This is a genomic window from Amycolatopsis sp. NPDC050768 (genome assembly GCF_040654155.1).
GTDB lineage: Bacteria > Actinomycetota > Actinomycetes > Mycobacteriales > Pseudonocardiaceae > Amycolatopsis.
In genome coordinates this window covers 23218-49103 of the sequence record NZ_JBFAHL010000031.1, presented here as the reverse complement: position 1 = coordinate 49103, position 25886 = coordinate 23218, and the positions used below count along the sequence as shown (strand labels likewise).

Here is a 25886-nt window from a genome sequence, read left to right as displayed (position 1 = left end):
CAGACCGCTGGAACCTCCCGCCGGTGAGAAGCGTAATTCCCCAGGCGAGGGTCAGGCGGAGCCGGTTGCGCTGCGTGATTGCGCGGCTGCGGATACAGCCTCCGTGTCAGGCGTCCGGAGTCCAGTTCTCCAGTTTGTCCATCCGGAATCGGGTCAGCACCAGCGAGTCGATCAGCCAGTGCCCGTCGACCTTTCGGTAGGTCTCGGTACTGTCCGTAGCCGTCATGGCCCCCCGGGCGTCCTTTCCGGCAGGGAAGGTCAGCAGGTCCTCCATGACCCAGATCCCGGACGCCGTGTCCGCCCCAGAGCGGACCTGCTGGAGCGGACGGCCTCCGTCGTTTCGGAGTGCCCGGCTGTTTCCGAAACGAGTGGCGCGGTCCGTGTCCCTACAGCGGTTGTCAAGCGGCCCGGCGCTCGGGTGGCCGGTAGGGGGTTTCGTTGCGGAGCCTGGCGAACAGGACGTCGAACCCCTGATGTCCACGATCCGGATGTCCGGATCGTTCAGGTGGTCGGCGAGCCAGGTGGTCTCGGTCAGGACTCGTTGTCGGCAGAGGGAACGACGGGGATGAGCAGACGAGAGTCGAACCGACCTCCGGTGTGGATGACGTGACGGCCGCGGTTGCGATCCAACGTGTGCCCGGCGACGAACACCGTCTCCGGATACGACTGGATGTCGGTGCCCTTCACCAGCACTCGCAGCGACTCCCCGGCGCGGTAGAAGGTTCTGGAGGGCCACAACTCGACCTCGACGGGGACGATCTCGTGGGGCACGAGACGGCGTTCGGTGCGGTGCGTGTGGACCGGTTGCTGCCGAGTTGACGTCGCCGGATCGAGGTCCCGGTGAGAGACGCGCTGCCAGCCGTGAGTGCTCTGGCCGTCGTCCTGCCAGGTGAAGTACGGGAAGTTGACGACGACTCCTTCGGCATCGAGCTTTTGGACCGCGACGAAGAGGTCGGCGTCGTCGGAGCCGTCGAGGGAGATCCACAGTTTCAGCGCGCGTACCCCGTGATCTCGGTGTCTTCCGCGAACGTGTAGGAGAAGGTGGCGGTGATCTCGGTCGCGGTCGCGTCGTAGCTGGCCGTGGCCTCCCCCGGTACCGGCTGCTCGGTGACGGACGCCGTCGCGGCGTCGAGGAACAGTGGCTTATGGACGGTGCGCTTGATCGGCCACTCGTTCTCGTTTCGCCACCAGCCCGAGTAGTGCGCGTCGCGGATCTCGATGCGCACGTGCGGCCAGGTGTCGACTTCGTTGTGTTCGTCCTTCAAGTAGCGGTCGAAGAACGCGATCTGCCACCGGCTTCGTCAGGCCGCCGTCGACGCGTAGCACCTGACCGGTGATGTAGGACGCGTCGTCAGAGGCTTGGAACGCGACCGCGGCGGCGACCTCCCCCGTGCGCGCCCAACGGCCCAGCTGAATCCCGAGCGCATCGACCATGTTGGCGCGCACCGCGTCGGCAGTCAGGCCTTGTTCTCGGCCATCGCCGCGTGTCGTGCGAGCCAGCCTTCAGTCAGCGTCATTCCCGGCGACACCGCGTTGACCCGGACCCCGCGCAGCGCGGCTTCGGCCGCCAGGTAACTGGTCAAAGCCACGACGGCGGCGTTCGTGATTCCAGTGACCGCGGCGCCTGGAACCAGAACGTGCGCAGTAGCTCCCGCAACGTTGACGATCGCGCCGCCGGTCATCCTGGGCAGAGCGGCCTTGGCGATCCGGACAAACCCGCGAAGTTTCGTATCGAGCGCTGCACCGAGCACACCGTGCTCGGCGTCGGCAAGTGGCGCCGACGTGATCTGGGGTCCAGCGCAGTTGACGACAATGTCGAGCCGACCGTTCCAGTCGTACGCGTTGCCGACGGCGGCGGCGACGGACTCGCTGGGGCGCACATCTGCGTGTACGGCCAGCGTTTCCCCACTCAGACGTGCCGCGGCGTCCTTCACGGCGGTCTCATCCCGGGCGAGCAGCGCGACAGCGGCGCCCTGCTCGACCAGTAGCTGCGCTACGGCGTACCCAATACCGCGGCTGGCCCCGGTCACCAGCGCCGTGCGCCGCCCCGACTGCTCGGTGCGTGACACCATTCGTGTCTCCTTCTGCTTGTCCCCGGAAAGTTCCGCCGGAACGGTGCTTCCACTGCAACGCGGTCCAGCCTGGGCTGACAAGTCGGCCTAACAGGGCCGTTCACGTAGTGCTCGCCACCGAGCTGCCCGGCTCTCGCGTCGCTAACACACGCTGGGGCACGATCGAGGCGCTCAAGCCCCAAACGGGGAGGAATCATGGATAGTCCCGGAGTGCTCCGGACACCGAACAGCTCACCGACCCGTCTCATCGATGCGCTGCAGGTGCGGCCGGGCCGCCGCGCGGTGGCGGTGGGCACCTTCGACGGTGTCCACCTGGGTCATGCACGAGTGATCGCGGGCTGCGAGACGGTGCTGACCTTCGATCCGCACCCGCGGTCGGTAGTGCGACCAGGCGATGGCCCACGACTGCTGACTGACGCGGCCGGCAAGCGAAGGAGGCTCGCCGCACTGGGCGTGAGGGAAGTCGTGGTCATCCCGTTCGACCGCGAGTGGGCGTCCATGGACGCAGCCACGTTCGTCGACGAGGTGCTGGTCGGACGACTCGGCGCGGTCCGGGTGGCGGTGGGGGCCGATTTCCGGTTCGGCGCGCGTGGCATGGGCGATGCGCAGACCCTGCGGGAAGATCGGCGATTCACCACTACCGTCGCGGGGATGGTGACAGTCGGCGGGGACATCGTGTCCTCGTCTCGGATCCGTGCTCTCGTCGCCGCCGGTGACGTCGAGCGGGCCGCGCGGCTGCTCGGTCGGCCGCACGCACTGCCCGCTCGCGCGCTCGGTGACGATCGCCTGTTGCTCGATCCGGCTCTGGCGATTCCGCGCCCAGGTCGCTACACGACGGTCGTCGACGGCTCGACGACCGAGGTGACCGTTCTCGACGGTGGTGTCATCGAAGGGGTACCGCGGCGCGAGGTACGCCTGGTCGAGGTGGTTTTCCTGCGCCGGAGCTGAGGTGGCCCAGGCCTGTTAATCCAGGCGAAATCGCACGTTGCCGACCTGCGTCCTGCAGGGGACACTCGGGTGCGGAAGAGCCACACGGCTCAGCAACACAGCGATGGGAGGTGCGTCGCGTGGCGCCTGCCGATGGCGGCGTGTCGCCGGAATCAGGTGCGCGTACTGTCATCCGGCGGAAGCTGGCGCCACCGATTCTCGGTGATCATCTGGTCCGGCGGGGTCGGGTGACCGCCCGCACCCACGCTCTGCTCGAGCGGGCGAACGTACTGACCGTTTACGCGGCAGCAGGATCGGGCAAGACCACCGCCGTTGCCGTGGCACTGGAGGATCTCGACCGGCCGGTGGCGTGGCTGTCGCTTGACGGTACGGAATCAGCCGCAGGGCGCCTCCTGCTGTACCTCGAGGCAGCGGTCGCGCCGCACGCCCCCGAGGCGAGTGGCGCGGCGACCGATGCGCTTGCCGCCGGCATCCTGATCGGTGAGGCGGCGGGTCTGCTCGCCGAAAGCTTGCACGGCACCAGAATCGTGCTCGTCTGTGACAACGCCGAGCGGATCTCCGGCAGCGACGAGGCACTCGCCGTGTTGTCCGCACTCACCCGCTACGCACCCATGGGCGTCGGGATCATCCTCATTTCCCGGACCGCCTTGCCGCTGGACACCGGTTCGACCGGTGAACTGGCCCGCGTCGCCGAACTCACCGGTCCGGACCTCGCCTTCGACCTCGACGAGGCCGGGGAAGCGTTGCGTCTGGCCGGGCGATCGGCATCGGACGCGGCTGAGGCCATTCGTGTCACCGGCGGCTGGGTGGCGGGAATTCTCTTCGCCGATGGTGCCGTCGCCGACTCGCCGCACCGGCTTCGTGACTACCTCTCCACGCACGTCCTGTCCGGACTGTCCGAACAGGAGCGAAGGTTCCTGGTGTACACGAGCCTGCTGGATGAGGTAACCCAAGACGACGCGGTCGCGCTCCAGCTCGAAGACGCACCCCGGATCATGGCGGCGCTGCGCCACCGTCACCTCCCCGCGACCTGGCCCGACGATCGAAGGTTGATCGTCAGCCCACAGCTACGTGACCACCTGCGCGACCTCCTTGCCGAGCAGGAGCCTGGTGAGCTGAAGCGGGTCCGCCTGCGGCACGCCCGGCTGCTGGTTCGCCGCGGCGAGCAGGAGGAGGCTGTGGACGCGCTTCTCGGTGTCGGTGCGGTTGACGAGGCGTGGGTGCTGGCGGCAGAGCTGCTGCCGCGCCTGATCGAGCGGATGGACTTCGGTCCCGCGGCGCGATGGCTCGACGAACTGCAGGCGTCCGAGCGTTCGCTCAGCCCACGGATCGGCGGGATCGTGCTGCGCGTTGCCTTCGCCCTGGAACAGGCCGGGCGGGCGGTTGAGCTTTACGACCGTCACGGTCGCGATTGGATCACCAAACTGGCAGCCGACGAGCACAACGGCTCGGGCGAAGCCCTGGTCCTGCTGGTGTGGTGCCTGTGGCACGCGGGCCGGATCGCGGACGCCGGGCAAGTAGCCGACTTGATGTCACCGGGGCGCGCCAAGGACATCGCGCTTACCGTGCTTGCACTGAGCCGCGACGAATCACCGCCCCCGTTCCCGGCTTTCGCGACCACCCCGTCGGGACCGCTGGACGGGATGCTCATGCGACTGGCCTTCATGCGCGGGCGGCTGGCCGGCTTGGCCGACCCCGGCGCCTATGGTCCTTGGCGCAGCGTTCTCGGTGCCCCCTGGGTCATCGCCGGCCTCCGCGCGACGGGGCGGATCGAACAGGCGATGGCGCGCTACGAGGCGCACCGGGACGCAGCTCAGCCACTGTGGCTGCACGCGCTGGACGCCGTGGAACTCATGATCGACCTCGGGCGCGCCGAGGACGCATGGCAGGCCCTGCGGCGCGGCCACGAACTCGTGGCGGCGACCGGGTCCCAGATCTACCGGGTGTTGCTGCACCTGATGGAGGCGAAGTTGTGCTTGCGCCTGCATCATGACCCGGAAGCCGCGCATCGCGCGCTGGACGAGGCGGAGACGAGCGGCTCGCGTACGCACGCATTCACTCGCGAACTGGCCTGGCTGTGGCGAGGGCTCGCGTTCCTGCTGCGGCACCGCGACGCCGAGGCGCGTGATCTGCTGCACCAGGGCCTGGAGAGCATGCGCGGCGCAGACCGCATGCTCGAGATCCCGACGGTCGCGTGTTACCTGGCCGAAGTCCTGTGGCGGCTTGGCGCGGAGGATGCTTCCGACGAGTCCGCGGCACTGGCGATCAGCGTGGCCGAGGAACGGGGTTCGGTGCATCTGCTGCTCAACGCACTGGCGGACGTGCCAGCCGTGGCCGTACGCGGCGCGGACACCGAATCGAACCGGCTGTCGCGCTGGCACGAGCTGAACGCGTCGCTCGCGAACGGCCGCCGGATCACCGCGGCCGGCCGGGCGCCGAGGCTGGTGCTCGAGGACCTGGGTGAGCCGGAACTGCGTGTGGACGGCGTTCCCGCGACGCCGCGGCTGCGCAAAAGTATCGAGCTGCTCGCATACCTGCTGGCCACGCCCGACCACGAGGCAAGCCGTCAGCAACTGCTCGGCTCATTGTTCGACTCGAACAACGAAGCGGCTGGGCGCAGCTACTTGCGGCAGGCGCTGTATCGCCTGCGTGAGGTGCTGCCGGACGAATTGTCGCCCGTTCTGCGGGAAGACCGGTTCTGCCTACCCGGACCCGACCTGGTGGGCAGCAGCGCGGCCGAGGTCCTGGAGGCGTTCGCGCAGGCCGATCACCAGAACGGGGAAGCCAGGCTGGACACGTTGACCGCAGCGCTGGCGCGGACCGAGCGAGGCAGCTACCTCAGTGGCCTGTCCGGTGCGTGGGTGGAGGCGCGGCGCGCCGAACTTGACGAGCGCATCCTCCGGGCTCGGCTGGACGTCGCCAGGGTTGCGTTCCGGCTCGGCCGGTATCGGGAGGCGGTCGTCAACGTAGACACGGTGTTGCGCCTCGATCCGTACCGCGAGCAGGGCTGGCTGCTGCGGATCACTCTCGCTCAAGCCAGCGGCAACGACGACGACGTGCTCGCGCTGTACCAACGTTACGTGGCGACCATGCACGAGCTGGCCGTCCCGCCGTCGGCGGAAGTGCACCGCCTTGTCACCCGGCTGCGGAGCTGACGCACTGATTTCCCGGTCAATAACGGGGTCGGTGGCACGGTGGTCTTTACCAACATCACCCGCGTGCTCCCATGGAGGTAGCAATGGACAGCGCGAAGCATCTTGCCGTGCCCGCTGACACAGACGACGGGGTTTTTCGTTTCCGCCAGGCCATTTCCCGGTTCAGCACAGGGGTAGCCGTGATCACCACTCGCACAGCGGACGGGCCTTCCGGCATGACCGCAAGCGCGGTCGCGTCACTATCGATGAACCCACTGCAGCTGCTCGTCTGCATCGGCTCGAATCTTCCGACCTGCAAAGCGATCACCGAGTCCGGGCATTTCGCCGTCAACGTCCTCGGCGAAGACCAGGAACACATCGCGAAGCACTTCGCGACCCGCAGGAAAGACAAGTTCGCCGGCATCAAGCTGCGAACCGACAGTGACGTCCCGGTGCTCACTGACGCGATCGCGCACTTCGTCTGCGCCGTCGCGGACACGTTGCCGGGCGGTGACCACACGATCGTGGTTGGCGACGTGGTGAACTGCGATCACGTCCCGGGCACAAACCCGCTTGTGTACTTTGCCAGCGCTTTCGGCAGCCTTTCCGACCCGGCGACCCGTAGCGGGACTGCCGGGGGCTGGCACTTCGCGTCGGCGATGTGACCGCACCCCGAACCCGTTCGGCCGTCGTCGTCCGGACCCGACTGCGGCCACCAGCCCCGCACCCGGACGACGTGCGTCGCACGCGACTGCTGGCCCGGCTGGACGCGGTCATCGAACAAGTGATCCTGGTGGCCGCGCCTCGAGGCGCCGGGAAAACCGTGCTGCTGGCCCAATGGGTCGCCCCCCGGCGGTGTGCCTGGGTAAGCCTGAGCAGCCACGACGACAGCCCGGCGGGCGTGTGGTCCGCAGTGCTCGAATCGGTACGGCCCTACTGCGCCGACGTTCCGACACCCCCGGCAGCACTGCTCGACGACGAAACGACCCTGCTCACCGAGATCATCCCCGAGCTGCTCAACGCGCTGGCTTCGACCGGGTCATTAGCGGTCGTGCTCGACGGGTTGGACGTCATCGAGGACCCGGTAACCAGGGCAGCGCTGGACGAGTTCGTACGCCGGGCCCCCGACACAGTCAGGGTCCTGCTGGCCACGGCACGCCGGCCGAGCGGGCCGGTCGCCGCGCTTCGCGCTGCCGGGCGCCTCGCCGAGTTCACCGAAGAGGACTTGCGGCTCGACCTGGCGGAGACACGGCAACTGCTGTCGGCCACGGCCGGCCGCCTGGTCGACCGGGCAGAAGCGGCAGCACTGTGGCGCGGGTACGAGGGCTGGGCGACCGGCCTGCGGCTGGCCGGCATGGCCCTGCGGAACCAACCGCCCGGCGCTCCCCTGCCATATCCCGTGCCATCGGTCGAGGATTTCTTCCGCGCCGAGGTGCTCGAACGCGTCACCTCACGCCAACGTCGGCTGCTGCTGTACAGCAGCGTCCTGACGGAGCTGACGCCCGATCGTTGTGCGGAAGTGACGGCGCTACCTGCTGCCGGCGAGACGCTGAGCACACTGGCCGCGTCCTCGCTGCTGTTGCGGCGGACCGGGTCCGGTCTGCGGTGCCACCCGGTGCTGCGGCTCGTGCTCAGCTCGGTGCTGACGGCGGAACACCCCGATGCCACAGAGGTTCTGCACGCCCGCGCGGCAGAGCGCCTGCGGCAGGAAGGCGATCCGGACGCCGCCTACGAGCATGCCCGAATGGCCGGGCTACCCGACGTCGCTATCTGCACAGCAATCGAAACCTGGCCGGCGGCGCACCCGCACACCCTGCTCGCACGGCTCGACGAGGTGCCGACGATGCCCGCCGAGGCTCACGCGATCGCCGCGGCAGCCGAGCTGGCTTGCGGGCACCCCGCCCGTGCGGCGACCCGGCTCGCCGGTTCAGACGGTGGCCCGGCGCTTGCAGTGCGGGCGTGGCTGGCACTGCATCGCGGCGATCTGGCCGCCGCACAGTGCGACGCCATGCGAGCAATCGCTACCCACCGACAGGCAGGAGCCCAGCCCTGGTGGCTGTTCATGGCTGACGCCGCGCTCGGCACAGTCGGGGTGTGGGAGGGGCAGGCAGCCGACGTCGCCGAGCAGCTCGCCGTGACGGCTCGCGACGCGGACGGGCTCGGCTATCGGGATGTCGCGGTGCGGGCACTGGACGCACGCACCGCCGGGTTGCTGCTCGCCGGCGACGCCACAGCCGCGCTGGCCTCGGCCACGCAAGCAGTTGCCCTGCACGAGCTCGATCCGACGCGGTGTGTAGCTCCCGTCGTCGCAACCGCGTGTCTGGCGGCCAGGGCGGGCGCGGACCGCGTCAGAATTCCGCCCCCTACGGCGACTCTGGTACCCGCCGCTCCCCACGCGGAGGCGTTCTCGGCTCTCCTCCACGCGCACTCCACGTCCGCTTTGGGGGACGCTCGGCACCGGCGGAGAGCCCACGCACAGGCGCGCGCCGCACTCGCCGACCTCCGGTACGGCCCGGTGCTCGCCAACTTGTTCGAGGAGCAATGGCCTTGCGGGGCTCCGGATCTCCGCCCGGCCGTGCTGTCCGACCGGGAACGCGCCGTGCTCCGCGCCCTGTCCGGGCCGCTGACCCTGCGTGAGATCGCAGCCGAACTGCACGTCTCGCACAACACCGTGAAAACCCATGTCCGATCTGTGTTCCGCAAGCTGGGTGCCCACGACCGCGCCGATGCCGTCAGCCGGGGAGCCGCGTGCGGCACGGTTACCGACCGCGCCGCGCCTACCGGCGGAGCGTGACCGGCGCAGGCCTCGCCAAGCCGATGAAGTGCGGTGCCCGCCTGTCTCACTCTCCGGCTTGGTGGCGGCCCGAAACGGCCGGGTGGTGGGCACCGGCCGTCCCAAGCCGCGGTCTGGCGGTCAATGGGCCCGCGCGTCCTGCTGGCGTGCGTAGGCGGCTTGCCCGGCGTACTCCGTCTTCCCGTCGTCCTTCGGGGTTGCCGGCTCGATACCGGCGATCTTTCGCGCGAGGTCGGCCAGCGGACCCGACGGTGCCATCTCGGCGCGAGCCATGGTCAGCATTCGCACCGCCAGCAACGGGGTTCCGTTGAAGTTCTCGAACACGCTGATCCGGTCACCCCAGTCCGAGAGGTACAGATCCCGGATGACCCGGCTGATCTTGAGCCGGTCGTGCGGCCGCCCGATCGGACCGGTCTGCAACGGCTCGAGCCACCGGCGCAGCTCCGGCTGGTTCCACTGCTTCTCGGTGGGGAAGATCAGCGATGATCGCCCGGCCAGATCGACCAGCTCGTTGACCATCCGGGGCACGTTCTCCAGGTAGTAGGCCCGGCCGAAGTCGAACAGCAGCACGCTCGGCTTGTACAGACCGCCTGGTGTGGTGAACCCGTCTTCCTCACAGGCGAGCACGTGGGCGCGCAGCGTCTGGTGGAAGCCGACGAGCTGCGCCAGCCGAGCCTTGACCGGCGGCAGCTGATAGGTCCCCACGTGCTCGGTGATCAGCAGGGCCAGGCCGACCATCACCTCGGCGCGGATCGTCTGGCGCACGAGCGCCTGGTAGTGCAGCCAGTCGAACACCCGCTGGGGGTAGAGCGAAGCGTGCTTCGGGTTGCCGATGTGAAAGACCCGGTTCCACGGGATGAACACGTCGTCGAAGAGGATCGTGGTGTCCAGCTCGTCGCCCTTGGCAGCCAGCGGGTGCTCTTCGTACTGCCCTTCCTTCACCGTGCTTTCCCGGCAGACCAGAGTGACGCCAGGGGTGTTCGCCCGGACCGCGCCGAAGATGACCTGTTCGCTGGTGATACCCGGACGGAAGAACACCCCGATGTGGATGTAGTCGGCGAACGCCGCACCCGTCGCGATGGCCTTCACACCCCGCACAACGATGCCATCCTCGCGGGTCTCCACGATCCGCAGCGCCGGCGACTCGGCCTGAGCCGACTCACGCGACCGGTCCGCCTGCGGGTCGACGAACGCCGGCGCGGCGTTGAGGTCGCCGTCGACCATCAGGTCCCAGAACTCCTGGATTCCCACTGTCAGGTCACGCCCACCGGTGCCCTGCGACTGCTCACTCCACGGCACGGGATCGTCCTTGTAGGTGTGCAGCACGTAGTTGTTGACGTCCGGCGTCCTCGGTACGGCGCCGCCGTCGAGCTCGCGGATCACCGTCTCCAGATAACCGCGCTTCTGCTTCAACTCGTCCTTCGTCGTGTGACGGAACCAGGTCATCGAACGACGCTCACCGGCGTCGTCGATGAAGGTCATGACATCGCGCAGGTCGTCCCGGTGGTGCAGGTCGTAAAAGTCCGCGATGCGCTTCGGGTAGTCACGCGTCTTCGGATGGGTGGCTACGTTGTCGACCTTTTCGTCCCCGACCCACACCACACGGCCGTCGTCCAGTGCGTCCAGGTATTCCTTACCGGTTCGCAGCACAGGTCGCTCCTTCCGATCAGTGGCGCGTCTCGATGCGCCGGTACCGACCATGCCGCGCAGCGGGGTGAGACAAACTCGAGCTCGCCGGGTGAATCTGAGTTAACACGTGATTTCGCCGCGGCTAACGGCAGTCCGGCTACGTTTCCGGCGCAAGCACGAGGAGGAACAAATGCTGGACCCGGACGAGAAGACCATCACCGAAGCGGTGCTGCAGACACTGGTGGACACGCCGGACTCGCGAATCCGCACGGTGCTGTCCGCGCTGGTGCAGCACCTGCACGACTTCGTCCGCGACGTGGATCTCACTGAGGCCGAATGGGCGTATGCGATCGAGTTCCTGACCCGAACCGGACAGAAGTCCGATGACAAACGGCAGGAGTTCATCCTGCTCTCCGACGTGCTCGGGGTGACCATGCTCGTCGACACGGTCAACCACCGACGTAGCACCGGCACGACAGAAAACAGCGTCCAGGGCCCCTTCTACCGGGAGGTACGGCCGGAGTTCGCCGACGGCGCCGACATCTCCAACGGGCTCCCCGGCACACCACTGCTGTTCCACGCCACCGTGGTCGACACCACCGGCGCTCCGGTCCCCGGAGCCGAATTCGACGTGTGGCACGCCGACAGCCACGGCCACTACGACTCCGACGTGCCCGGCCTGGACGCCGCCGCGATGCGCGGACTGTTCCGCACCGGCCCGGACGGGACGGTCACGATCCGCAGCATCGCGCCGGCGCCCTACCCGATTCCGGACGACGGACCCGTCGGCGAGCTGATGCACGCCACCGGACGGCCGGTCATGCGTCCCGGACACATCCACGTCCGGATCGCGGCACCAGGCTTCTCGACCGTGACGACGATGCTGTTCCGCGACGACGACCCGTACCTCACCAACGACCCGGTGTTCGGCACCAAGCAGTCGCTGCTGTACCGACGTGACCTCCGAGAGGGGCGGGACGGGCCGTACGATCTCGTCGAACACACCTTGGTGCTGGACCGCCTGCACTGAGGCTCGATCGCCGCCAACCCGTGGCTGCAAAACTCCGGCGCCCGGTGCGTCGTCATAACTGGCATATTAAGTCGACGACGAACCGGGCGTTTGATCCGTCGGTGGACGGTCCAGCGCCGGCGTTTCGGGCACGTTTCCTCTACCAGCAACCACAAACCAGGCAGCTGGAGGAAGTGGTCACTTCTGCGGAGGTGGTGAGGAGATCTTCTTTCGTGGCCGGCGCGTCCGGTGGGTTCTCGCTGAACGCCTCATTTCGCATTTCGCCGGCCCGCCGGCGAGGTTCCCGTCCCGCTGCACCCATTGCTGCAGGTACTGCCGAATGCCCACGACCACGATCGGTCCTCGAGCGGGTCCAGCGTGATCGCAGCGGCGCGACTGTTCTGCACAGCACCACGAAACCCGGCGATCTGGTAACCCACGAGCTTACGCAGAATCACCACCTACGCCCGACCCGTCAACTCATCTCGGCCCACTGGTCAACACGAACACGATCGCCGTGAACACCGCCCGGTCGTCGATCCGCGCCGGTCCACCACCCTGCCGACGAACCCCGTGCTCCGGAATCAGCGGCTCCGCGAGCGCCCACAACTCATCCGGCACCAACCGCCGAGACAGATCATCCACAACCCAAGATCATCCACCAAGACCAGCCAAACCCCTACTGAGACACGCTCTTAGCCGGCGGCAAAGAAGTCGAGGTAGGCCTGGGCCAGGGCGGCGGGGTTCTCCCACGCGATGTTGTGACCGGACGCGGGGATGACGACGCTGCGGACGTCGCCGGCCACCTGCGCGAGCTGCTGGGACACCGCGTCCCCGAGATAGGCCTGGGCGCCGACGGCCAGGACCGGGCAGGTGATCGGGTCGGCGTAATGCGGGCGGTTCTGTTCGGCGTCGGCCTGGCGGGCGCGGTACATCTCCAAGATGGCCCGGGTGCCGCCCGGCTGCTCGGCCGAGTGCACTATTTCGTCGACGTCCTCCTCGGCCAGCGCGGTGGGGTCCCACATCTGGCGTCGGGCGTACCAGGTCCAGAACGGCCGTTCCCGTCCGGCTAGCAACAGCTCGGGCACGTGCGGCAGGCTGAAGAAGCTGAAGTGCCAGCCGGTGCGGACGTCGTCGGCAGCGAGCGAAGGGTCGGGTCCGCCGCCCGGCAATCCCGGGCCGGCCGGCAATCCCGGCAGGAGCGTTTCCTGGAACACCAGCTGCCGCACCCGGGGCCGGTGGAAGGCCGCGACGGCGTAGGCGATGGCCGCGCCCCAGTCCTCTCCCGCGACGCGGAACTGGTCGAATCCCAGGTGGGTGGCCAGGTCGGCGACGTCGGCGGCCATCGTGGCGGTGTCGTAGCCGGTCAGGGGGCGCTGGGAGCCGCCGGCGCCTCGGTTGTCGACCGCGACGACGGTGTAGTGCGGGGTCAGCAGCGGCACGAGGTGGCGCCAGTACGACATGGTCTTCGGCACGCCGTGCAGCAAGAACACCGGCTCGCCGGCCCCGCCGATGGCGTAGTGGATCTCCACGCCGTTGACCTTGGGTTTGCCGTGTGTGAGCCGGACTCCGGCGTGGTCGGTGAGGTTCATCTCGGCGAACTCCTTTTCTCTTCGGCCGTGTAGGCGCCGACTGGGTGGTGGATCTTCCAGAGCGGCTGCGGCGGCCGTTGGGTCGGCGTCCACGGTCGGCATGGAAGTTTCGCTTCATACAACCGTGTCTCCGTGGCCGCCGATGTCGCCTGCGGCGCACCTGTCACAGATGGAGTGCATCTGACGATCAGATGGTCGCCCCATGGGCGCACCGGCAGCCGCCACTTCCGAGGTGGCAAGGCTGGGTTGGATTACCGGTGACGATCAGCTGCCCGCGTGGTGGATGCGCAGCAGCTGATCGGCGAACCGCTGTGCTGCCGGACTGGTCTCGCCCACCGAGGGCAGGATCAGGTAGATGTGCCTTTCCGGGTGCATGTCCTCAACGGCGATGAGCCGCAGAACGCTGTCTGGTGCGGTGAGCACCGGGTAGTGCAGGCCGGCTGGAGCGAAGCCGATACCGACGCCTGCGCTGACCAGCTCGAGGAACAGTTCCCAGTCGCCGACCTCACAGACGATGCGGCGCGGTATGCCTTCGCCGGCGAACGCGGCGTCACTCAACAGGCGACCCGTCCAACCTGCGGGTACTTCGACGAACCGCTCGTTGGCGAGTTGTCTGATGTGGACCTCAGCCTGCTCTGCCAGGCGGTGATCAGCACGGCAGACGAGGTGCAGCGGTTCTCGCGCCAGGCGAGTCATCCGGAGGCCCGGGACCTGGTTGACCGCGGGCCCGATCACGCAATCCAGTTCTCCCGCCTCGACCATCGAGATCATCGTCAACGCGGGCGCGTACTGCAGGCGTAGGTCGATGCCGGGATGTTCGCGGGTGAACTCGCCGAGATAGGAAATGAACGGCACCAGATGCTGAGTGGAGTGCGAGACGCCGACGCGCAGTGTGCCGATGAGCACGTCACGGGTGTGGTGTACGGCCTGTTCCGCCTGCGCAGCGCTGGTCAAGGTCCGGCGAGCCGGGCCCACCAAAGCCTCGCCGGCCGCAGTGAGCCGGACGGGCCGGGTTCCGCGGACGTAGAGGGGCGTACCGAGTTCGCGTTCGAGGGCCTGGAGGGAATTCGACAGGCCTGATTGCACGATGAGCTCGCGCTTGGCAGCGCGAGTGATACTGCGTTCCTCGACCAACGCCAGGAAATGACGTAGCTGTCTGAGTTCCATCGGACACCGCCTCCAGGCCTGAATTGCAGCATATCTGGACAGTGTCATCTGTCAGGCAGATGCAGTGCATCTGTGCGCACTGCCGCCGGACCGGCATCGAAGTTCTGACGGGCGTGGTTGACGCCGACGAACCAGTAAGGAACACAGTCAGGACAGGAGATCCGCCCATGGCAGACCACTCGACGAATCGCGCCGCGCCACTGCCCGCTGCGGGCGGCTCGCGGCGGGCCGTGTTCGTCATCTCGCTGATCTGCGCCGCCCAATTCGTGCTGCAGCTGGACTTCAGCATCGTGAACGTGGCATTGCCGTCGATCCAGCGGGAGTTGGGCATGCCCGCGGCGGAGTTGCAGTGGATCGTCACCGGGTACGCGTTGGCTTTCGGGTCGCTGCTACTGGCAGGTGGTCGCCTGGCGGACCTGCTCGGCCGGCGGCAGGTGCTGGCCGCCGGCCTGGCCTTGTTCGGGATCGCGTCGCTGGCCTGCGGGCTCGCGCAGTGGCCGATCATGCTGATCATCGCCAGGATCGTGCAGGGCGCGGCTGGGGCGATGGTGTCCCCGGCTGCGCTGTCGCTGCTGACGACGACCAACGCAGAAGGGGCTGCGCGCAACCGGGCGTTGGCGATCTGGCAGGCCACCACCGCCGCGGGCGCAACCGCCGCGGTGGTGGCCGGCGGGCTGCTCACCCAGTACTTCGGCTGGCGGGCGGTGTTCCTGATCAACCCGCCGATCATCGCCATCATGCTCACGCTGGTCCCGCAGCTGCCGGCCGGGAACCGGTCCGGTGGCGGCGGCAGCGTCGATGTGCGCGGGGCACTACTGGTGACCACCGGCATCGCAGCGCTGATCTTCGGACTCAGCAGCGGGCAACAGCACGGCTTCACCGCGCCCGTCACCATCATCGCTCTCGCCCTGGCGGTGCTGCTGAGCACGGGCTTCGTGTTCGCCGAAAAACGGTCGGCGGCCCCGATGCTGCCCCTGTCGATCCTGGCGGAGCCGGCCCGGCGGGCCGCGATCGCGGCGATGCTGCTGATCGGCGCCATCCTGGCCGGCTACGTGTACTTCGCGTCGCTGTACATGCAGAGGGTGCTGGGGTTCAGCCCGGTGGCGACCGGCCTGGCGCTGGGCCCGTCGACCGTGACCGTGGTGTTTGTCTCCACCCTCGGTACCCGCCGGCTGCTGGCCCGGTTCAGCATCAAGGCCGTCCTGCTGGCCGGGCTGGCCTGCATGGGCGCCGGGCAGCTGTGGCTCGCGCAGATCACCACCGGGGCCAGCTACCCGGCGGCGGTGCTGCCGGGGCTGGTGCTGACTGCGGCCGGCGTCGGGCTGGCGCTGCCGACCGCGTCGATCGCGATCACCAGCGGGGTTCGGGGCAGCGACCAGGGACTGGCCGGGGCGCTGTTCACCACCAGCCAGCAGACCGGCGCCGCAGTCGGCCTCGCGATCCTCGCCACCGCGGCCGCGGCGGCCACCGACGGCCACGGCGGATCACTGGTGGATGGCTACCGCCTGTCATTTCTCATCGCGACCGGTCTCGCAGTCCTCGCCGCGGTCATCGTTGCGCTCCAGCTCAGCACGAAATCACACCGCGGTGAACCCGGGCACTAGCAGGCTGGCCCGGGCGCACCGCCCTCCGCGCCGCCCGCCCCGCAACTCGGTAAAAGCTGACAGGTCCTACGGCGGGCTGACCGGAAGCGTTACCTGGCGAGCTGTTCGCCGGGCCGGGGGCGCGTCATCAGACCGAACCCGCCGGCGATAGCACCAGGCGAATCCGCTACCGCCGCGCCGTCGCTTCGAGCAAGCCCTCCTCGCTCACTCGGAACCCTGCAGGACCTTCCATGCCCTGGAGGCCACGTGCAGGTTGAGCCTGCTGTCGACGTCATTGAGGTCGCGGTCGGTGATCTGCCGGATCCGGCCCAGCCGGTAGCGCAGGGTGCTGCGGTGGATCACCAACGCGGAAGCGGTCTCGTCGTAGTGTCCGCCGCATTCGAGGTACTGCGACAGCGTCTGGACCAGATTCGTGTTCTTTTGCTCGTCGTAGTCGAGAAGCTGGCCCAACCATTCCCGCACGAACGCGACGATTTCGGCGCGATTGTCTCCAGTGTCCAGAATGCGATAAATGCCCAGTTGGTCGAAGGCCGTCGCACCATTGGGTGACCTTGATTTCTGACGGATGTCCAAGGCTCGCAAGGCTTCCGAGTAGGACCTCGGAAAATCGCCAGGGCTGTCGCAGCGGGCACCGACCCCGATCGCGCAGGCGCTTCCGAGGCTCTCCGAGAGGGTGCGGTACAGCGCGTCCCCGTCCAGGCGGCCGCTGACGAGGAGCACCACCGCTCCCGCGCGCCGCGAGATCATCGAGCTCAGCTGAAGCGACGCAGCCGCCCGGCCGGTGGCGTGGGCGAGGGCGTCGTCGGCCTGCCGTCCGCCCCATTGGACGACGATCGCGTAATGAGGGCCGCGCAGGTCGTGCCCGATCGCGTCGGCGCGAGCGTAGGCGCTCTCGTCGTCGGTGCCGGTGATCAGGTCGTCGACCAGGTCACGGTGCAGGCGTAGCTCGACCTCGGCGAGATTGCGCTGGTGGGACAGCTCCAGCGCCAGCACCGTTGTCCCGTATTCGAGCGCGAACACCTCGTGGCTGCCCACGGTCCTGCGGGGGTCCACGAGCGCCACCACCCCGAGCACCTCGTAGCGCGGTTTGACCAGCGAGATCAACCGGTCCTTCTCCCGGACCGGATGTGGTACCGCCGCGGCGCGCCTGAGTAGCTCCTCGCGCCGGTGGGATTTGGGCTTCGGGTACGGGTCGGGCTTGCCGGGACCGGCCCAGGCCCGCAGGTTGCCGAACCGGTCTTCGATCGCGACCGGCAACGATGTCAGCTGGTGCAGCGCGTGGGCGATGCCGGGCTCGCCCGCACCGGACACGGAGATGTTGGTGAGTACCTCGTGCACGTGTGTCTGTTGCTCGAGCCGGGCGACCGATGCGGACAGCCTGCCGTTGAGCTCCTGCAGGTCGAGGGCCTGTTCCCGCTCCCGCCGGTGGAGCGCGGCGTTCGCCAGCGCATCCGCCGCCTGCTGACTGAGCGCCTCGAGCAAGAAGAACTCGTCCTTCGACGGCTCCATTGCCGCGTGCACCACCAGGTAGCCTTTCAGGCCGCTCAGGCCATGCAGCGCGAAGCCCCAGTACCAATCGCCGTCGGGTAGGACGAGCGAGCCGCTGTCGCCGTCGAGGAGACGGACCTGTCGGTCGAGCTCCGCGTCCGGCTCCGCGTCATCACGACGGCTCAGTGCGCCGTCGATGATCAGGTACACCGCCTTGGCGCCACAGCCGCTCAGCGACAGCACCGAGGTGGCGGCCAGCCGAATGATGTCGTCGGCTTCGCGGCCGTCGAACATCGTCGCCGAAACGACGAAGAGCCCGCGCAAATTCGACAAGTGGCCACGCCACCAGCTGTCCGACCCTTGTGGATTTTGGTGGGCTCCGCCCGCCGCCGCGGATGTCATCCGGGCCTCCGACCGCCGACTGGTCAAAATTTTACACGGATGATCCTGCTCTGCCGGGTCGATCGTTCGCGCGAATTTCGACCTGCCGGGCGCACGCGCGAACATGGCCGTCCTTGTCACGGTGTGTTGTGTCCCGAGAGGCCGCTGCGACGGTCCCGATTCTCTCGGTACCCGCAAAACTCGTGTCCGCTAGGAGAAACGCGTCGCAAAGTCCGTTGGACGCGGTAGGTCTCTGTGCGACAAGTACCCGGACGAGGAATGAGGAGAGTCATGACATTGATGCGTTTCGACCCGTTCCGCGATCTCGAACGGTTGACCGAGCAGGCCCTGGTAGGTGCCCGCGGCCCGCGGGCGATGCCGATCGAGGCCTTCCGCCGCGGCGACCAGTTCGTCGTCGCGCTGGACCTACCGGGAGTGGACCCCGACGACGTCGACGTGACGGTGGAACGCAATGTGGTGACCGTGCGTGCCCGTCGCGCCCCGCTGCGCCGTGAAGGTGACGAACTGGTGGTCGACGAACGGCCGCAGGGTGAGTTCAGCCGCCAATTCTTCCTCGGCGACAACCTGGACAGCACGCGGCTGTCCGCGGAGGTCGACCACGGTGTGCTGATGCTCGGTATCCCGGTTGCCGAAGCCAGCAAGCCTCGCAAGGTCGAAGTCGGCAGTGGCACCGAGACGGCCGAAAAGAAGCCTCAGATCAAGGCTTCCCGAGAAGAACACGCGAACGTCTAGGAGCCAGAAGATGACTGCGCAGCCGGGCGCCGCGGCGCCATCACCGCGCCACTCTTCGGACCAGCAAGCTTCAGAAAAGCTCACGTCGGAACAGCGCGCCGCGGGCCAGCGTCGTCCGATCGGCGCTTACGAGACCTACAGCGAAGCCGAGCGTGCCGTTGACTACCTGTCGGACAACGGCTTCCCGGTCCAGCGGGTCGCCATCATCGGCTCGGACGTCAAGCTGGTCGAGCAGGTCGTCGGGCGCCTGAACTACGGCGGCGCCGCGCTGCGCGGAGCCGGCTCGGGTGCCGTCACGGGACTGCTGATCGGCTGGCTGTTCGGGATCTTCAACTGGTTCACGCCGTTGCTGGCCGCCTTCACCCTCGCCGTGTATGGACTGCTGTTCGGCGCAGTGATCGGCGCGATCTTCGGCCTGGTGATCCACACGCTCCAGCGTGGCCGCCGCGACTTCGCCTCGGTCCGAGTCATGACGCCCACCCGCTACGAGGTCGTCGCCGACGAAGCGGTTGCCGACGACGCCAAGAACCTGCTCGCCAAGATGAAGGGAAGTGTCTGATGGCCAAGGCGGTCGGCATCGACCTGGGTACGACCAACTCGGTGATCGCCACCTGGGAAGGCGGCGAACCCACGGTCATCGCCAACTCCGAAGGCACCCGGACCACGCCGTCGGTTGTCGCGTTCACCGAAAGCGGGGAGCGGCTTGTCGGCCAGCTGGCCCGCCGGCAGGCGATCCTCAACCCGAAGGGCACCGTCTACTCCGCGAAGAGGTTCATTGGCCGGAAATACGACGAGATCGGCGACGAGGCCAAGGCTGTCGGCTTCGACGTCGTCGAGGGTGAGGGCGGCGTCGTCCGGTTCAAGGTCCGCGACAAGCTCTACTCGCCGGAGGAGATCAGCGCGCAGATCCTGCGCAAGCTCGCCGACGACGCGGGCAAGTTCCTCGGCGAGCGGGTGACCGAGGCCGTCATCACCGTGCCGGCGTATTTCAACGACGCTCAGCGGCAGGCCACCAAGGACGCCGGCAAGATCGCCGGCCTCGAGGTCCTGCGCATCATCAACGAGCCGACCGCCGCCGCGCTCGCCTACGGGCTCGACTCGAAGAACCACGAGACGGTTCTCGTGTTCGACCTCGGCGGCGGCACCTTCGACGTGAGCCTGCTCGACGTCGGAGACGGCGTGGTCGAGGTCCGGTCGACCGCCGGGGACACTCATCTCGGGGGTGACGACTTCGACCGCCGGATCGTGGACCACCTTGCCGATCAGTTCCAGAAGGACAACGGCATCGACCTGCGTGCGGATCCGCAGGCGCTGCAACGGCTCTTCGAAGCCGCGGAGAAGGCGAAGGTCGAGCTCAGCTCGGTCAGCCAGACGAGCGTGAGCCTGCCGTTCATCACCGCGGACAAAGACGGCCCGAAGCACCTCACGACCACCTTGATGCGCTCGGTGTTCGAGCAGATCACCGCGGACCTGGTCGAGCGGTGCCTTGGCCCGGTCAAGCAGGCAATGACCGACGCGAAGGTGACCGCGAACGACATCGACGAGGTCATCCTGGTCGGCGGATCGACGCGGATCCCGGCCGTGCAGAGCCTGGTCCGCAGGCTGACCGGTGGCAAGGACCCGAACATGAGCGTCAACCCGGACGAGGTCGTCGCGCTCGGTGCGGCGGTCCAGTCCGGTGTGCTCAAGGGCGAGGTCAAGGACGTCCTGTTGCTCGACGTCACCCCGCTGTCCCTCGGTGTCGAAACCCGGGGCGGCGTGATGACGAAGATCGTCGAGCGCAACACGACCATCCCGGCGCGGCGGACCGAGGTGTTCTCCACCGCGGAGGACAACCAGCCCGCGGTCGACGTCGTGGTGCTACAGGGCGAACGGGAAAGGGCCGCCGACAACCGGGTGCTCGGGCGCTTCCAGCTCACCGACATCCGGCCGGCGCCGCGGGGCGAGCCCCAGGTCGAGGTCACCTTCGACGTCGACGCCAACGGCATCCTCGATGTCACCGCCAAGGACAAGGACACCGGTGCGCAGCAGGGCATCACGATCAGCGAGAGCTCGAATCTCGACCAGGCGGAGATCGACCGCATGGTCGCCGAAGCCGAACGCAACCGGTCCGAGGACCTGCGGCTGCGTGAGGAGGTCGACGCGCGCAACCTGCTGGACTCGGCGGCGTACCAGGTCGAACGGGCGATCACGGACACCACCCCGCCACACGAGAAGGCGCGGGCGGAGATGCTCGTCCAAGAGGCTCGTGAAGCCGTGAAGAACGCGGCTCCGGTGGACCAGGTCCGTTCGCTGACCTCGGAGTTGCAGCAGGTGCTGGCCGGGCTCAACGCTCCCCGGGCAAGCGGCGGCGGCGAAGGTGGCAGCGGTTCCGGCGGCGGCACGCAGCAATCGGCCGACGAGGACGACGTGATCGACGCGGACTTCGACCGGGCGTGAGGCGGATCGATGACCACCCCAGGAAAGGCAGCGGCGCAGGGAAACCCCTCCGAGGAGGTCGCCGAGGCCGGCACAGCGCCCGGCCCGCAGGAAGTGCCGGCCCCGGCGGCCGGGGCGGAGGAGAAACTCGCCGAGCTCGAGGACCGGTGGCGGCGGGCCGTGGCCGACCTCGACAACGTGCGCAAGCGCCATGCCACGGAGATGCGGCGGGAGGTGGAAGCCGAGCGGGCGAGGGTCGCGGCGGCCTGGCTTCCGGTGCTCGACAACCTCGAACTGGCGCTCGCGCACGCCGAGGCTGACCCGTCGGCCATCGTGCAGGGCGTCCACGCGATCCGGGATCAAGCCGTCCAGCTGCTCGCCGCGCTCGGGTACCCGCGGGACGACGAAACCGGCGTCCGGTTCGACCCGAACAGGCATGAGGTCGTCGCCGTCGTCGACGACCCCGCCACCGAACCGAACACCGTGACCCGTGTGGTGCGCCCCGGCTACGGGACCGACCGGCACCAGCTGCGGCCGACGGCCGTGACGGTGTCCAAGTCACAGGGGTGATGGCCGGTGGCAACCGATTTCTACGAGGCCCTCGGTGTCGCCAAAACCGCGAGCACAGACGAGATCCAGCGGGCGTATCGGAAGCTGGCGCGGCAGCTCCACCCCGACGTGAACTCCGACCCGGGCGCCGAAGAGCGCTTCAAGGAGATCAGCGAGGCCTACCAGGTGCTGTCCGACCCAGAGCAGCGCAAGAAGTACGACCGGTTCGGTGCGGACTTCCGCCGCGTTCCCGACGACTTCGACGAGCGGGTGTACGCCGGTGCCGGTGGGCGGGGTAGCAGCCGCGGCCGCTACGCCCAGGCGGGGCCGGGATTCGGCAGTGGGTTCACGGGCTTCGAAGACGTCGACATCGAGGACCTGCTCGGCGGCTTCTTCCGGAGCCGGGGTTCCGGGCCAATCGCGGGCGCCGACCAGGAGGCCGAACTCGAACTGACGGTCGAGGAGGCCTACCGGGGCGGGCGACGGCACCTGAGCATCGCCGGCGCGGGCGAGCGCGATTACGACGTCGACATTCCGGCCGGAGTGCTCGACGGGCAGCGCATCCGGCTCACCGGTCAGGGCGGGCGGGCGTCCGGGAACGCCGCGCCCGGTGACCTCTACCTCGTGGTGCGGATCAAGCCGCATCCCCGCTACCGCCTGTCCGGGCGCGACATCACGGTCGAGCTGCCGGTGGCGCCCTGGGAGGCGGCGCTCGGCGCCACGGTTCCCGTGCTGACCCCCGACGGTGAGGTGAAGGTGCGGGTCGTGCCCGGTTCGTCAACCGGACGGCGGCTGCGGCTGCGCGGCGAGGGCCTGCCCAACCCCAAGGGCAAGCCGGGCGATCTCTACGCCGAGGTACGCGTGATGGTGCCGAAGAAGCTCGGAAAGCGGGAGCGCGAGCTCTTCGAGGAACTCGCCGCGGTGTCCGATTTCGACCCGAGGAGGACCTGATGGCCGAGTACCTGCTCACCCGTCCCGTCCGGCTCAGCCTCGACACGGTAGCCGCGCGAAGCGGACTGCACCCGGAGCTGATCCGCCGGTTCGTCACGCTGAGCCTGGTGGACGGCACCGCCGATGCGAGCGGGCGGCTGTGGTTCGCCCCGTCCGCCGTCGCCACCCTCGCGCGCATCCAGCGCCTGCGCGCGGGCCTTTCCCTCAACTACGCGGCCATCGGGCTCGTGCTCGACCTGCTGGACCGAATCGACGTCCTCGAAGCCCAAGTCAGGAGCCACCGGCGATGGACATGAGCAAGCTGACCCAAAAATCGCAGGAAGCGCTGCAGGAGGCCCAGAGCGTGGCGCAGCGCCACGGCCACACCGAGACCGACGGCGAGCACCTGCTGCTCGCCCTGCTCGATCAGCCCGACGGTTTGGCGCCCCGGCTGCTGGTGCAGGCGGGCGCGGACGTCGACGGTCTTCGCGAAGCCGCCGAGGCGGAACTCGCGCGGCGACCGAAGGTGACCGGCCCCGGCGCCGCACCCGGCCAGGTCTACCTCACCCGGCGCCTCGCCGGCCTCCTGGACGCCGCCGAACGGGAAGGCAAGCGACTCAAGGACGAATACGTCTCCGTCGAACATCTCGTGCTGGCCCTCGCCGACGAGGGTGCGAAGTCCGCCGCGGGGCGGCTGCTGACCCGATACGGCGTGACGCGCGAGTCGTTCTTGGCGGCGCTGACCAAGATCCGCGGCAACCAGCGAGTCACCTCGGCGACCCCTGAGGGCGCGTACGAGGCGCTGGAGAAGTACGGCCGGGACTTGGTCGCCGACGCGCGGTCGGGCAAGCTCGACCCGGTGATCGGCCGGGACGCCGAGATCCGCCGGGTGATCCAGATCCTGTCGCGGAAGACGAAAAACAATCCCGTGCTGATCGGCGACCCGGGCGTCGGCAAGACGGCGATCGTCGAGGGCCTCGCCCAGCGGGTCGTGCGCGGCGACGTGCCGGAAGGCTTGCGGGACAAGACGATTTTCTCCCTCGACATGGGCGCACTCGTCGCCGGGGCGAAGTACCGCGGCGAGTTCGAGGAGCGGCTCAAGGCCGTGCTGGCCGAGGTCAAAGCGGAAGAGGGGCGCATCCTCCTCTTCGTCGATGAGCTCCACACGGTCGTCGGCGCCGGCGCCGCCGAAGGCGCGATGGACGCCGGGAACATTCTCAAGCCGATGCTGGCGCGCGGTGAGCTCCACATGATCGGCGCGACGACACTCGATGAGTATCGCAAGCACATCGAGAAGGACGCCGCGCTGGAGCGCCGGTTCCAGCCGATCGTCGTCGATGAACCCTCCGTCGAGGACACCGTCTCGATCCTGCGTGGACTGCGGGAGCGGCTCGAGGTGTTCCACGGCGTCAAGATCCAGGACGGCGCGCTGGTCGCCGCCGCGACCATGTCCCACCGTTACATCACCGATCGTTTCCTGCCGGACAAGGCGATCGACCTCGTCGACGAGGCGTGCGCACGGCTGCGTACGGAAATCGACTCCATGCCCGCCGAACTCGACGAGCTCACCCGGCGCGTCACCCGCCTGGAGATCGAGGAAGCCGCCCTGTCCAAGGAGTCCGACAACGCCAGCAAGGCGCGGTTGGAGGATCTCCGCGGGGAACTCGCCGATCTTCGTGCCGGAGCGGACTCGAAGAAGGCGCAGTGGGAAGCCGAGCGTCAGGCAATCCGGCGGGTCCAGGAGCTGCGATCCGAACTGGAACGACTGCGCCAAGAAGCCGAACAAGCGGAACGGAACTACGACCTGAACCGCGCGGCCGAGCTGCGCTACGGCGAGATCACCGAAGCCGAGCGCCGGCTTGCTGCGGAGGAAGAACAGCTGGCGGGCAAGCAGGGCCGAAAGCGGCTGCTGCACGAGGTCGTCACCGAGGAAGAGATCGCGGAGATCGTCGCCTCGTGGACCGGGATCCCGGTTTCCAGGCTGCAGGAAGGCGAGCGGGAAAAGCTGCTGCGGCTCGATGAGATCTTGCACGAGCGGGTGGTCGGTCAGGACGAGGCCGTCCGGCTGGTCGCCGACGCGATCATCCGGGCACGTTCGGGCATCCGCGATCCGCGCAAACCGATCGGGTCATTCATCTTCCTCGGCCCGACCGGTGTCGGGAAGACCGAACTCGCCAAGACCCTCGCGGCGGCCTTGTTCGACAGCGAGGAGAACATGGTCCGGCTCGACATGAGCGAGTACCAGGAGCGGCACACCGTCTCGAGGCTTCTGGGCGCTCCGCCGGGCTACGTCGGGTACGACGAGGGCGGGCAGCTCACCGAAGCCGTGCGGCGCAAGCCTTACTCGGTCGTGCTGTTCGACGAGATCGAGAAGGCGCACCCGGACGTGTTCAATACGCTGCTCCAGGTGCTCGACGACGGCCGGATCACCGACGCGCAGGGCCGCACCGTCGACTTCCGCAACACGGTGATCATCATGACCTCCAACATCGGCTCGCAGCACCTGCTCGACGGGGTCACCTCCACCGGCGAGATCAAGCCGGATGCCCGGGACGCCGTGCTGGCCGGGCTGCGGCACCACTTCCGGCCGGAGTTCCTCAACCGCGTCGACGACATCGTGCTGTTCACCCCGCTCGGACCGGCCGAGATCGAGCGCATCGTCGACCTGCAGTTCGACGAGCTGCGCCAGCGGCTGGACGAACAGGGCATCTCGGTCGAGCTCACCGCAGAGGCGAGGAAGCTCATCGCCCAGCACGGTTTCGACCCCGTGTACGGCGCCCGGCCGCTGCGCCGGTACATCTCCCACGAGGTCGAGACCAAGATCGGCCGCACGCTTCTGCGCGGTGAACCGACCGAGGGGCTGGTGATCACCGTCGACGCCAAGGACGGCGAGCTCGTCGTCACCTTCGGCGGGGGCGAAGGGAGGTTCGCGGCATGAGCACCGACACCGGCAGCACCGGCACGGTCGTCTGCGAACACTGCGGGCACAAGAACCGCGTACCGACGGCTGCCGCGGGCAAGCCGACGTGCGGGCATTGCCACGAGCCGCTGCCCTGGATCGTCGACACCAGCGAGACCGACTTCGCGGAAGTCGCGGAGCAGGCCACGATGCCGGTGCTGGTCGACCTCTGGGCCGCCTGGTGCGGGCCTTGCCGCCAGGTCAGCCCCGCGCTGGCCCAGCTCGCACGGGAGCGGGCCGGGAAGGTCAAGCTCGTGAAGGTCGACGTGGACAGGGCACCGAGGCTGTCGCAGCGGTTTGACGTGAAGGCCGTGCCGACGCTCATGGTGCTGCGCGGCGGTGAGGTAGTCGCGCGGCAGGCGGGAGCTGCGCCCGTGAACGTGCTGCGCGAGTGGCTCGATCAGGCGATAGCGCAACCGGAAAGTGCTCACGAGGCCAGCCATGAGCGAGGAAGGTGAC

At 68.3% G+C, this 25886-nt stretch carries 21 protein-coding genes and 2 pseudogenes; 14 read left to right on the top strand and 9 right to left on the bottom strand.

What is annotated here, in order from left to right; genetic code table 11:
* Positions 1–106: 106 nt before the first annotated feature.
* The 4 genes and pseudogenes from AB0H62_RS48310 to AB0H62_RS48295 form a co-directional block, all read right to left on the bottom strand.
* Positions 107–274 carry a hypothetical protein gene (locus tag AB0H62_RS48310; protein ID WP_360592689.1) on the bottom strand — a complete coding sequence of 56 codons (168 nt, stop codon included), beginning with the start codon at positions 272–274 and terminating at the stop codon, positions 107–109.
* Positions 275–531: 257 nt separating this feature from the next.
* Positions 532–1226 (bottom strand): annotated as a pseudogene (locus AB0H62_RS48305) (CocE/NonD family hydrolase).
* Positions 1144–1434, bottom strand: coding sequence for an SDR family oxidoreductase (locus AB0H62_RS48300; protein WP_360592688.1), 291 nt, complete (start codon positions 1432–1434; stop codon positions 1144–1146). The pseudogene AB0H62_RS48305 and the gene AB0H62_RS48300 overlap by 83 nt, the downstream one beginning before the upstream one ends.
* Before the next feature lie 23 nt (positions 1435–1457).
* Entirely contained in the window at positions 1458–2072 is a 615-nt protein-coding gene (locus AB0H62_RS48295) for an SDR family oxidoreductase (RefSeq protein WP_360592687.1), read from the bottom strand.
* 210 nt (positions 2073–2282) lie between these two features.
* Between AB0H62_RS48295 and AB0H62_RS48290 the strand changes: the two genes are divergently transcribed.
* The 4 genes from AB0H62_RS48290 to AB0H62_RS48275 all read left to right on the top strand — a co-directional run bounded on the left by AB0H62_RS48290 (position 2283) and on the right by AB0H62_RS48275 (position 8948).
* Positions 2283–3020 carry an FAD synthetase family protein gene (locus AB0H62_RS48290; RefSeq protein WP_360592686.1) on the top strand — a complete coding sequence of 246 codons (738 nt, stop codon included), beginning with the start codon at positions 2283–2285 and terminating at the stop codon, positions 3018–3020.
* 227 nt (positions 3021–3247) lie between these two features.
* Entirely contained in the window at positions 3248–6175 is a 2928-nt protein-coding gene (locus AB0H62_RS48285) for a BTAD domain-containing putative transcriptional regulator (RefSeq protein ID WP_360592685.1), read from the top strand.
* Positions 6176–6258: 83 nt separating this feature from the next.
* Positions 6259–6819: a flavin reductase family protein gene (locus AB0H62_RS48280; protein ID WP_220240117.1), complete on the top strand. Its 561-nt coding sequence runs from the start codon at positions 6259–6261 to the stop codon at positions 6817–6819.
* A gap of 119 nt (positions 6820–6938) precedes the next feature.
* Positions 6939–8948, top strand: a complete 2010-nt coding sequence (locus AB0H62_RS48275; protein WP_360592684.1) for a LuxR C-terminal-related transcriptional regulator — start codon at positions 6939–6941, stop codon at positions 8946–8948.
* Between the two features lie 120 nt (positions 8949–9068).
* Here the strand turns inward: AB0H62_RS48275 and AB0H62_RS48270 are convergent, their stop codons facing one another.
* Complete coding sequence (locus AB0H62_RS48270; RefSeq protein ID WP_360592683.1) at positions 9069–10598, bottom strand: 4-hydroxyphenylacetate 3-hydroxylase N-terminal domain-containing protein; 1530 nt, start codon at positions 10596–10598, stop codon at positions 9069–9071.
* Between the two features lie 169 nt (positions 10599–10767).
* Between AB0H62_RS48270 and AB0H62_RS48265 the strand changes: the two genes are divergently transcribed.
* A complete protein-coding gene (locus AB0H62_RS48265; RefSeq protein ID WP_360592682.1) occupies positions 10768–11607 on the top strand; it encodes a dioxygenase in 840 nt (279 codons plus the stop codon).
* A 468-nt stretch (positions 11608–12075) separates the two neighbouring features.
* On the opposite strand, the pseudogene AB0H62_RS48260 reads toward AB0H62_RS48265, so the two are convergent.
* The 3 genes and pseudogenes from AB0H62_RS48260 to AB0H62_RS48250 form a co-directional block, all read right to left on the bottom strand.
* Positions 12076–12231 (bottom strand): annotated as a pseudogene (locus AB0H62_RS48260) (transposase); the annotation flags it as partial.
* A gap of 50 nt (positions 12232–12281) precedes the next feature.
* On the bottom strand, positions 12282–13178 hold the full coding sequence (locus AB0H62_RS48255; protein ID WP_360592681.1) for an alpha/beta hydrolase: 897 nt from the start codon (positions 13176–13178) through the stop codon (positions 12282–12284).
* Positions 13179–13442: 264 nt separating this feature from the next.
* Entirely contained in the window at positions 13443–14345 is a 903-nt protein-coding gene (locus tag AB0H62_RS48250) for a LysR family transcriptional regulator (RefSeq protein WP_220240112.1), read from the bottom strand.
* Between the two features lie 167 nt (positions 14346–14512).
* Here AB0H62_RS48250 and AB0H62_RS48245 point away from each other — a divergent pair, with 167 nt between their 5' ends.
* Positions 14513–15949, top strand: a complete 1437-nt coding sequence (locus tag AB0H62_RS48245) for an MFS transporter (RefSeq protein WP_220240111.1) — start codon at positions 14513–14515, stop codon at positions 15947–15949.
* 204 nt (positions 15950–16153) lie between these two features.
* On the opposite strand, the gene AB0H62_RS48240 is transcribed toward AB0H62_RS48245, so the two are convergent.
* Positions 16154–17944 (bottom strand): helix-turn-helix domain-containing protein, encoded by a 1791-nt coding sequence (locus tag AB0H62_RS48240; protein WP_360592680.1) that lies wholly within the window; start codon positions 17942–17944, stop codon positions 16154–16156.
* Between the two features lie 165 nt (positions 17945–18109).
* Here AB0H62_RS48240 and AB0H62_RS48235 point away from each other — a divergent pair, with 165 nt between their 5' ends.
* The 8 genes from AB0H62_RS48235 to trxA are packed head-to-tail and all read left to right on the top strand — an operon-like array spanning position 18110 to position 25885.
* Positions 18110–18571, top strand: coding sequence for an Hsp20/alpha crystallin family protein (locus AB0H62_RS48235; RefSeq protein WP_220240110.1), 462 nt, complete (start codon positions 18110–18112; stop codon positions 18569–18571).
* A 10-nt stretch (positions 18572–18581) separates the two neighbouring features.
* The gene (locus AB0H62_RS48230; protein ID WP_360592679.1) at positions 18582–19130 is read left to right on the top strand and encodes a general stress protein; all 549 of its coding nucleotides are present in this window, start codon (positions 18582–18584) and stop codon (positions 19128–19130) included.
* Positions 19130–21010: a molecular chaperone DnaK gene (gene dnaK / locus AB0H62_RS48225; protein WP_360592678.1), complete on the top strand. Its 1881-nt coding sequence runs from the start codon at positions 19130–19132 to the stop codon at positions 21008–21010. Before AB0H62_RS48230 ends, dnaK begins: the two co-directional genes overlap by 1 nt.
* A 9-nt stretch (positions 21011–21019) precedes the next feature.
* Positions 21020–21559, top strand: coding sequence for a nucleotide exchange factor GrpE (locus AB0H62_RS48220; RefSeq protein WP_360592677.1), 540 nt, complete (start codon positions 21020–21022; stop codon positions 21557–21559).
* A 6-nt stretch (positions 21560–21565) separates the two neighbouring features.
* The gene (locus AB0H62_RS48215) at positions 21566–22489 is read left to right on the top strand and encodes a J domain-containing protein (RefSeq protein WP_220240106.1); all 924 of its coding nucleotides are present in this window, start codon (positions 21566–21568) and stop codon (positions 22487–22489) included.
* Complete coding sequence (locus tag AB0H62_RS48210; RefSeq protein WP_220240105.1) at positions 22489–22785, top strand: chaperone modulator CbpM; 297 nt, start codon at positions 22489–22491, stop codon at positions 22783–22785. Before AB0H62_RS48215 ends, AB0H62_RS48210 begins: the two co-directional genes overlap by 1 nt.
* Positions 22776–25406 (top strand): ATP-dependent chaperone ClpB, encoded by a 2631-nt coding sequence (clpB, locus tag AB0H62_RS48205; protein ID WP_220240104.1) that lies wholly within the window; start codon positions 22776–22778, stop codon positions 25404–25406. Before AB0H62_RS48210 ends, clpB begins: the two co-directional genes overlap by 10 nt.
* Positions 25403–25885 (top strand): thioredoxin, encoded by a 483-nt coding sequence (gene trxA, locus AB0H62_RS48200; RefSeq protein ID WP_220240103.1) that lies wholly within the window; start codon positions 25403–25405, stop codon positions 25883–25885. The genes clpB and trxA overlap by 4 nt, the downstream gene beginning before the upstream one ends.
* The last annotated feature ends 1 nt before the right edge of the window (position 25886 follow it).

Excerpts from the sequence above, each read along its gene's own strand:
- AB0H62_RS48310 (WP_360592689.1), bottom strand. The coding sequence starts at position 274 with ATGGAGGACCTGCTGACCTTCCCTGCCGGAAAGGACGCCCGGGGGGCC.
- AB0H62_RS48300 (WP_360592688.1), bottom strand. The coding sequence starts at position 1,434 with ATGGTCGATGCGCTCGGGATTCAGCTGGGCCGTTGGGCGCGCACGGGG.
- AB0H62_RS48295 (WP_360592687.1), bottom strand. The coding sequence starts at position 2,072 with ATGGTGTCACGCACCGAGCAGTCGGGGCGGCGCACGGCGCTGGTGACC.
- AB0H62_RS48280 (WP_220240117.1), top strand. The coding sequence starts at position 6,259 with ATGGACAGCGCGAAGCATCTTGCCGTGCCCGCTGACACAGACGACGGG.
- AB0H62_RS48265 (WP_360592682.1), top strand. The coding sequence starts at position 10,768 with ATGCTGGACCCGGACGAGAAGACCATCACCGAAGCGGTGCTGCAGACA.
- AB0H62_RS48255 (WP_360592681.1), bottom strand. The coding sequence starts at position 13,178 with ATGAACCTCACCGACCACGCCGGAGTCCGGCTCACACACGGCAAACCC.
- AB0H62_RS48250 (WP_220240112.1), bottom strand. The coding sequence starts at position 14,345 with ATGGAACTCAGACAGCTACGTCATTTCCTGGCGTTGGTCGAGGAACGC.
- AB0H62_RS48245 (WP_220240111.1), top strand. The coding sequence starts at position 14,513 with ATGGCAGACCACTCGACGAATCGCGCCGCGCCACTGCCCGCTGCGGGC.
- AB0H62_RS48240 (WP_360592680.1), bottom strand. The coding sequence starts at position 17,944 with ATGTTCGCGCGTGCGCCCGGCAGGTCGAAATTCGCGCGAACGATCGAC.
- AB0H62_RS48235 (WP_220240110.1), top strand. The coding sequence starts at position 18,110 with ATGACATTGATGCGTTTCGACCCGTTCCGCGATCTCGAACGGTTGACC.
- AB0H62_RS48230 (WP_360592679.1), top strand. The coding sequence starts at position 18,582 with ATGACTGCGCAGCCGGGCGCCGCGGCGCCATCACCGCGCCACTCTTCG.
- dnaK (WP_360592678.1), top strand. The coding sequence starts at position 19,130 with ATGGCCAAGGCGGTCGGCATCGACCTGGGTACGACCAACTCGGTGATC.
- AB0H62_RS48220 (WP_360592677.1), top strand. The coding sequence starts at position 21,020 with ATGACCACCCCAGGAAAGGCAGCGGCGCAGGGAAACCCCTCCGAGGAG.
- AB0H62_RS48210 (WP_220240105.1), top strand. The coding sequence starts at position 22,489 with ATGGCCGAGTACCTGCTCACCCGTCCCGTCCGGCTCAGCCTCGACACG.
- clpB (WP_220240104.1), top strand. The coding sequence starts at position 22,776 with ATGGACATGAGCAAGCTGACCCAAAAATCGCAGGAAGCGCTGCAGGAG.
- trxA (WP_220240103.1), top strand. The coding sequence starts at position 25,403 with ATGAGCACCGACACCGGCAGCACCGGCACGGTCGTCTGCGAACACTGC.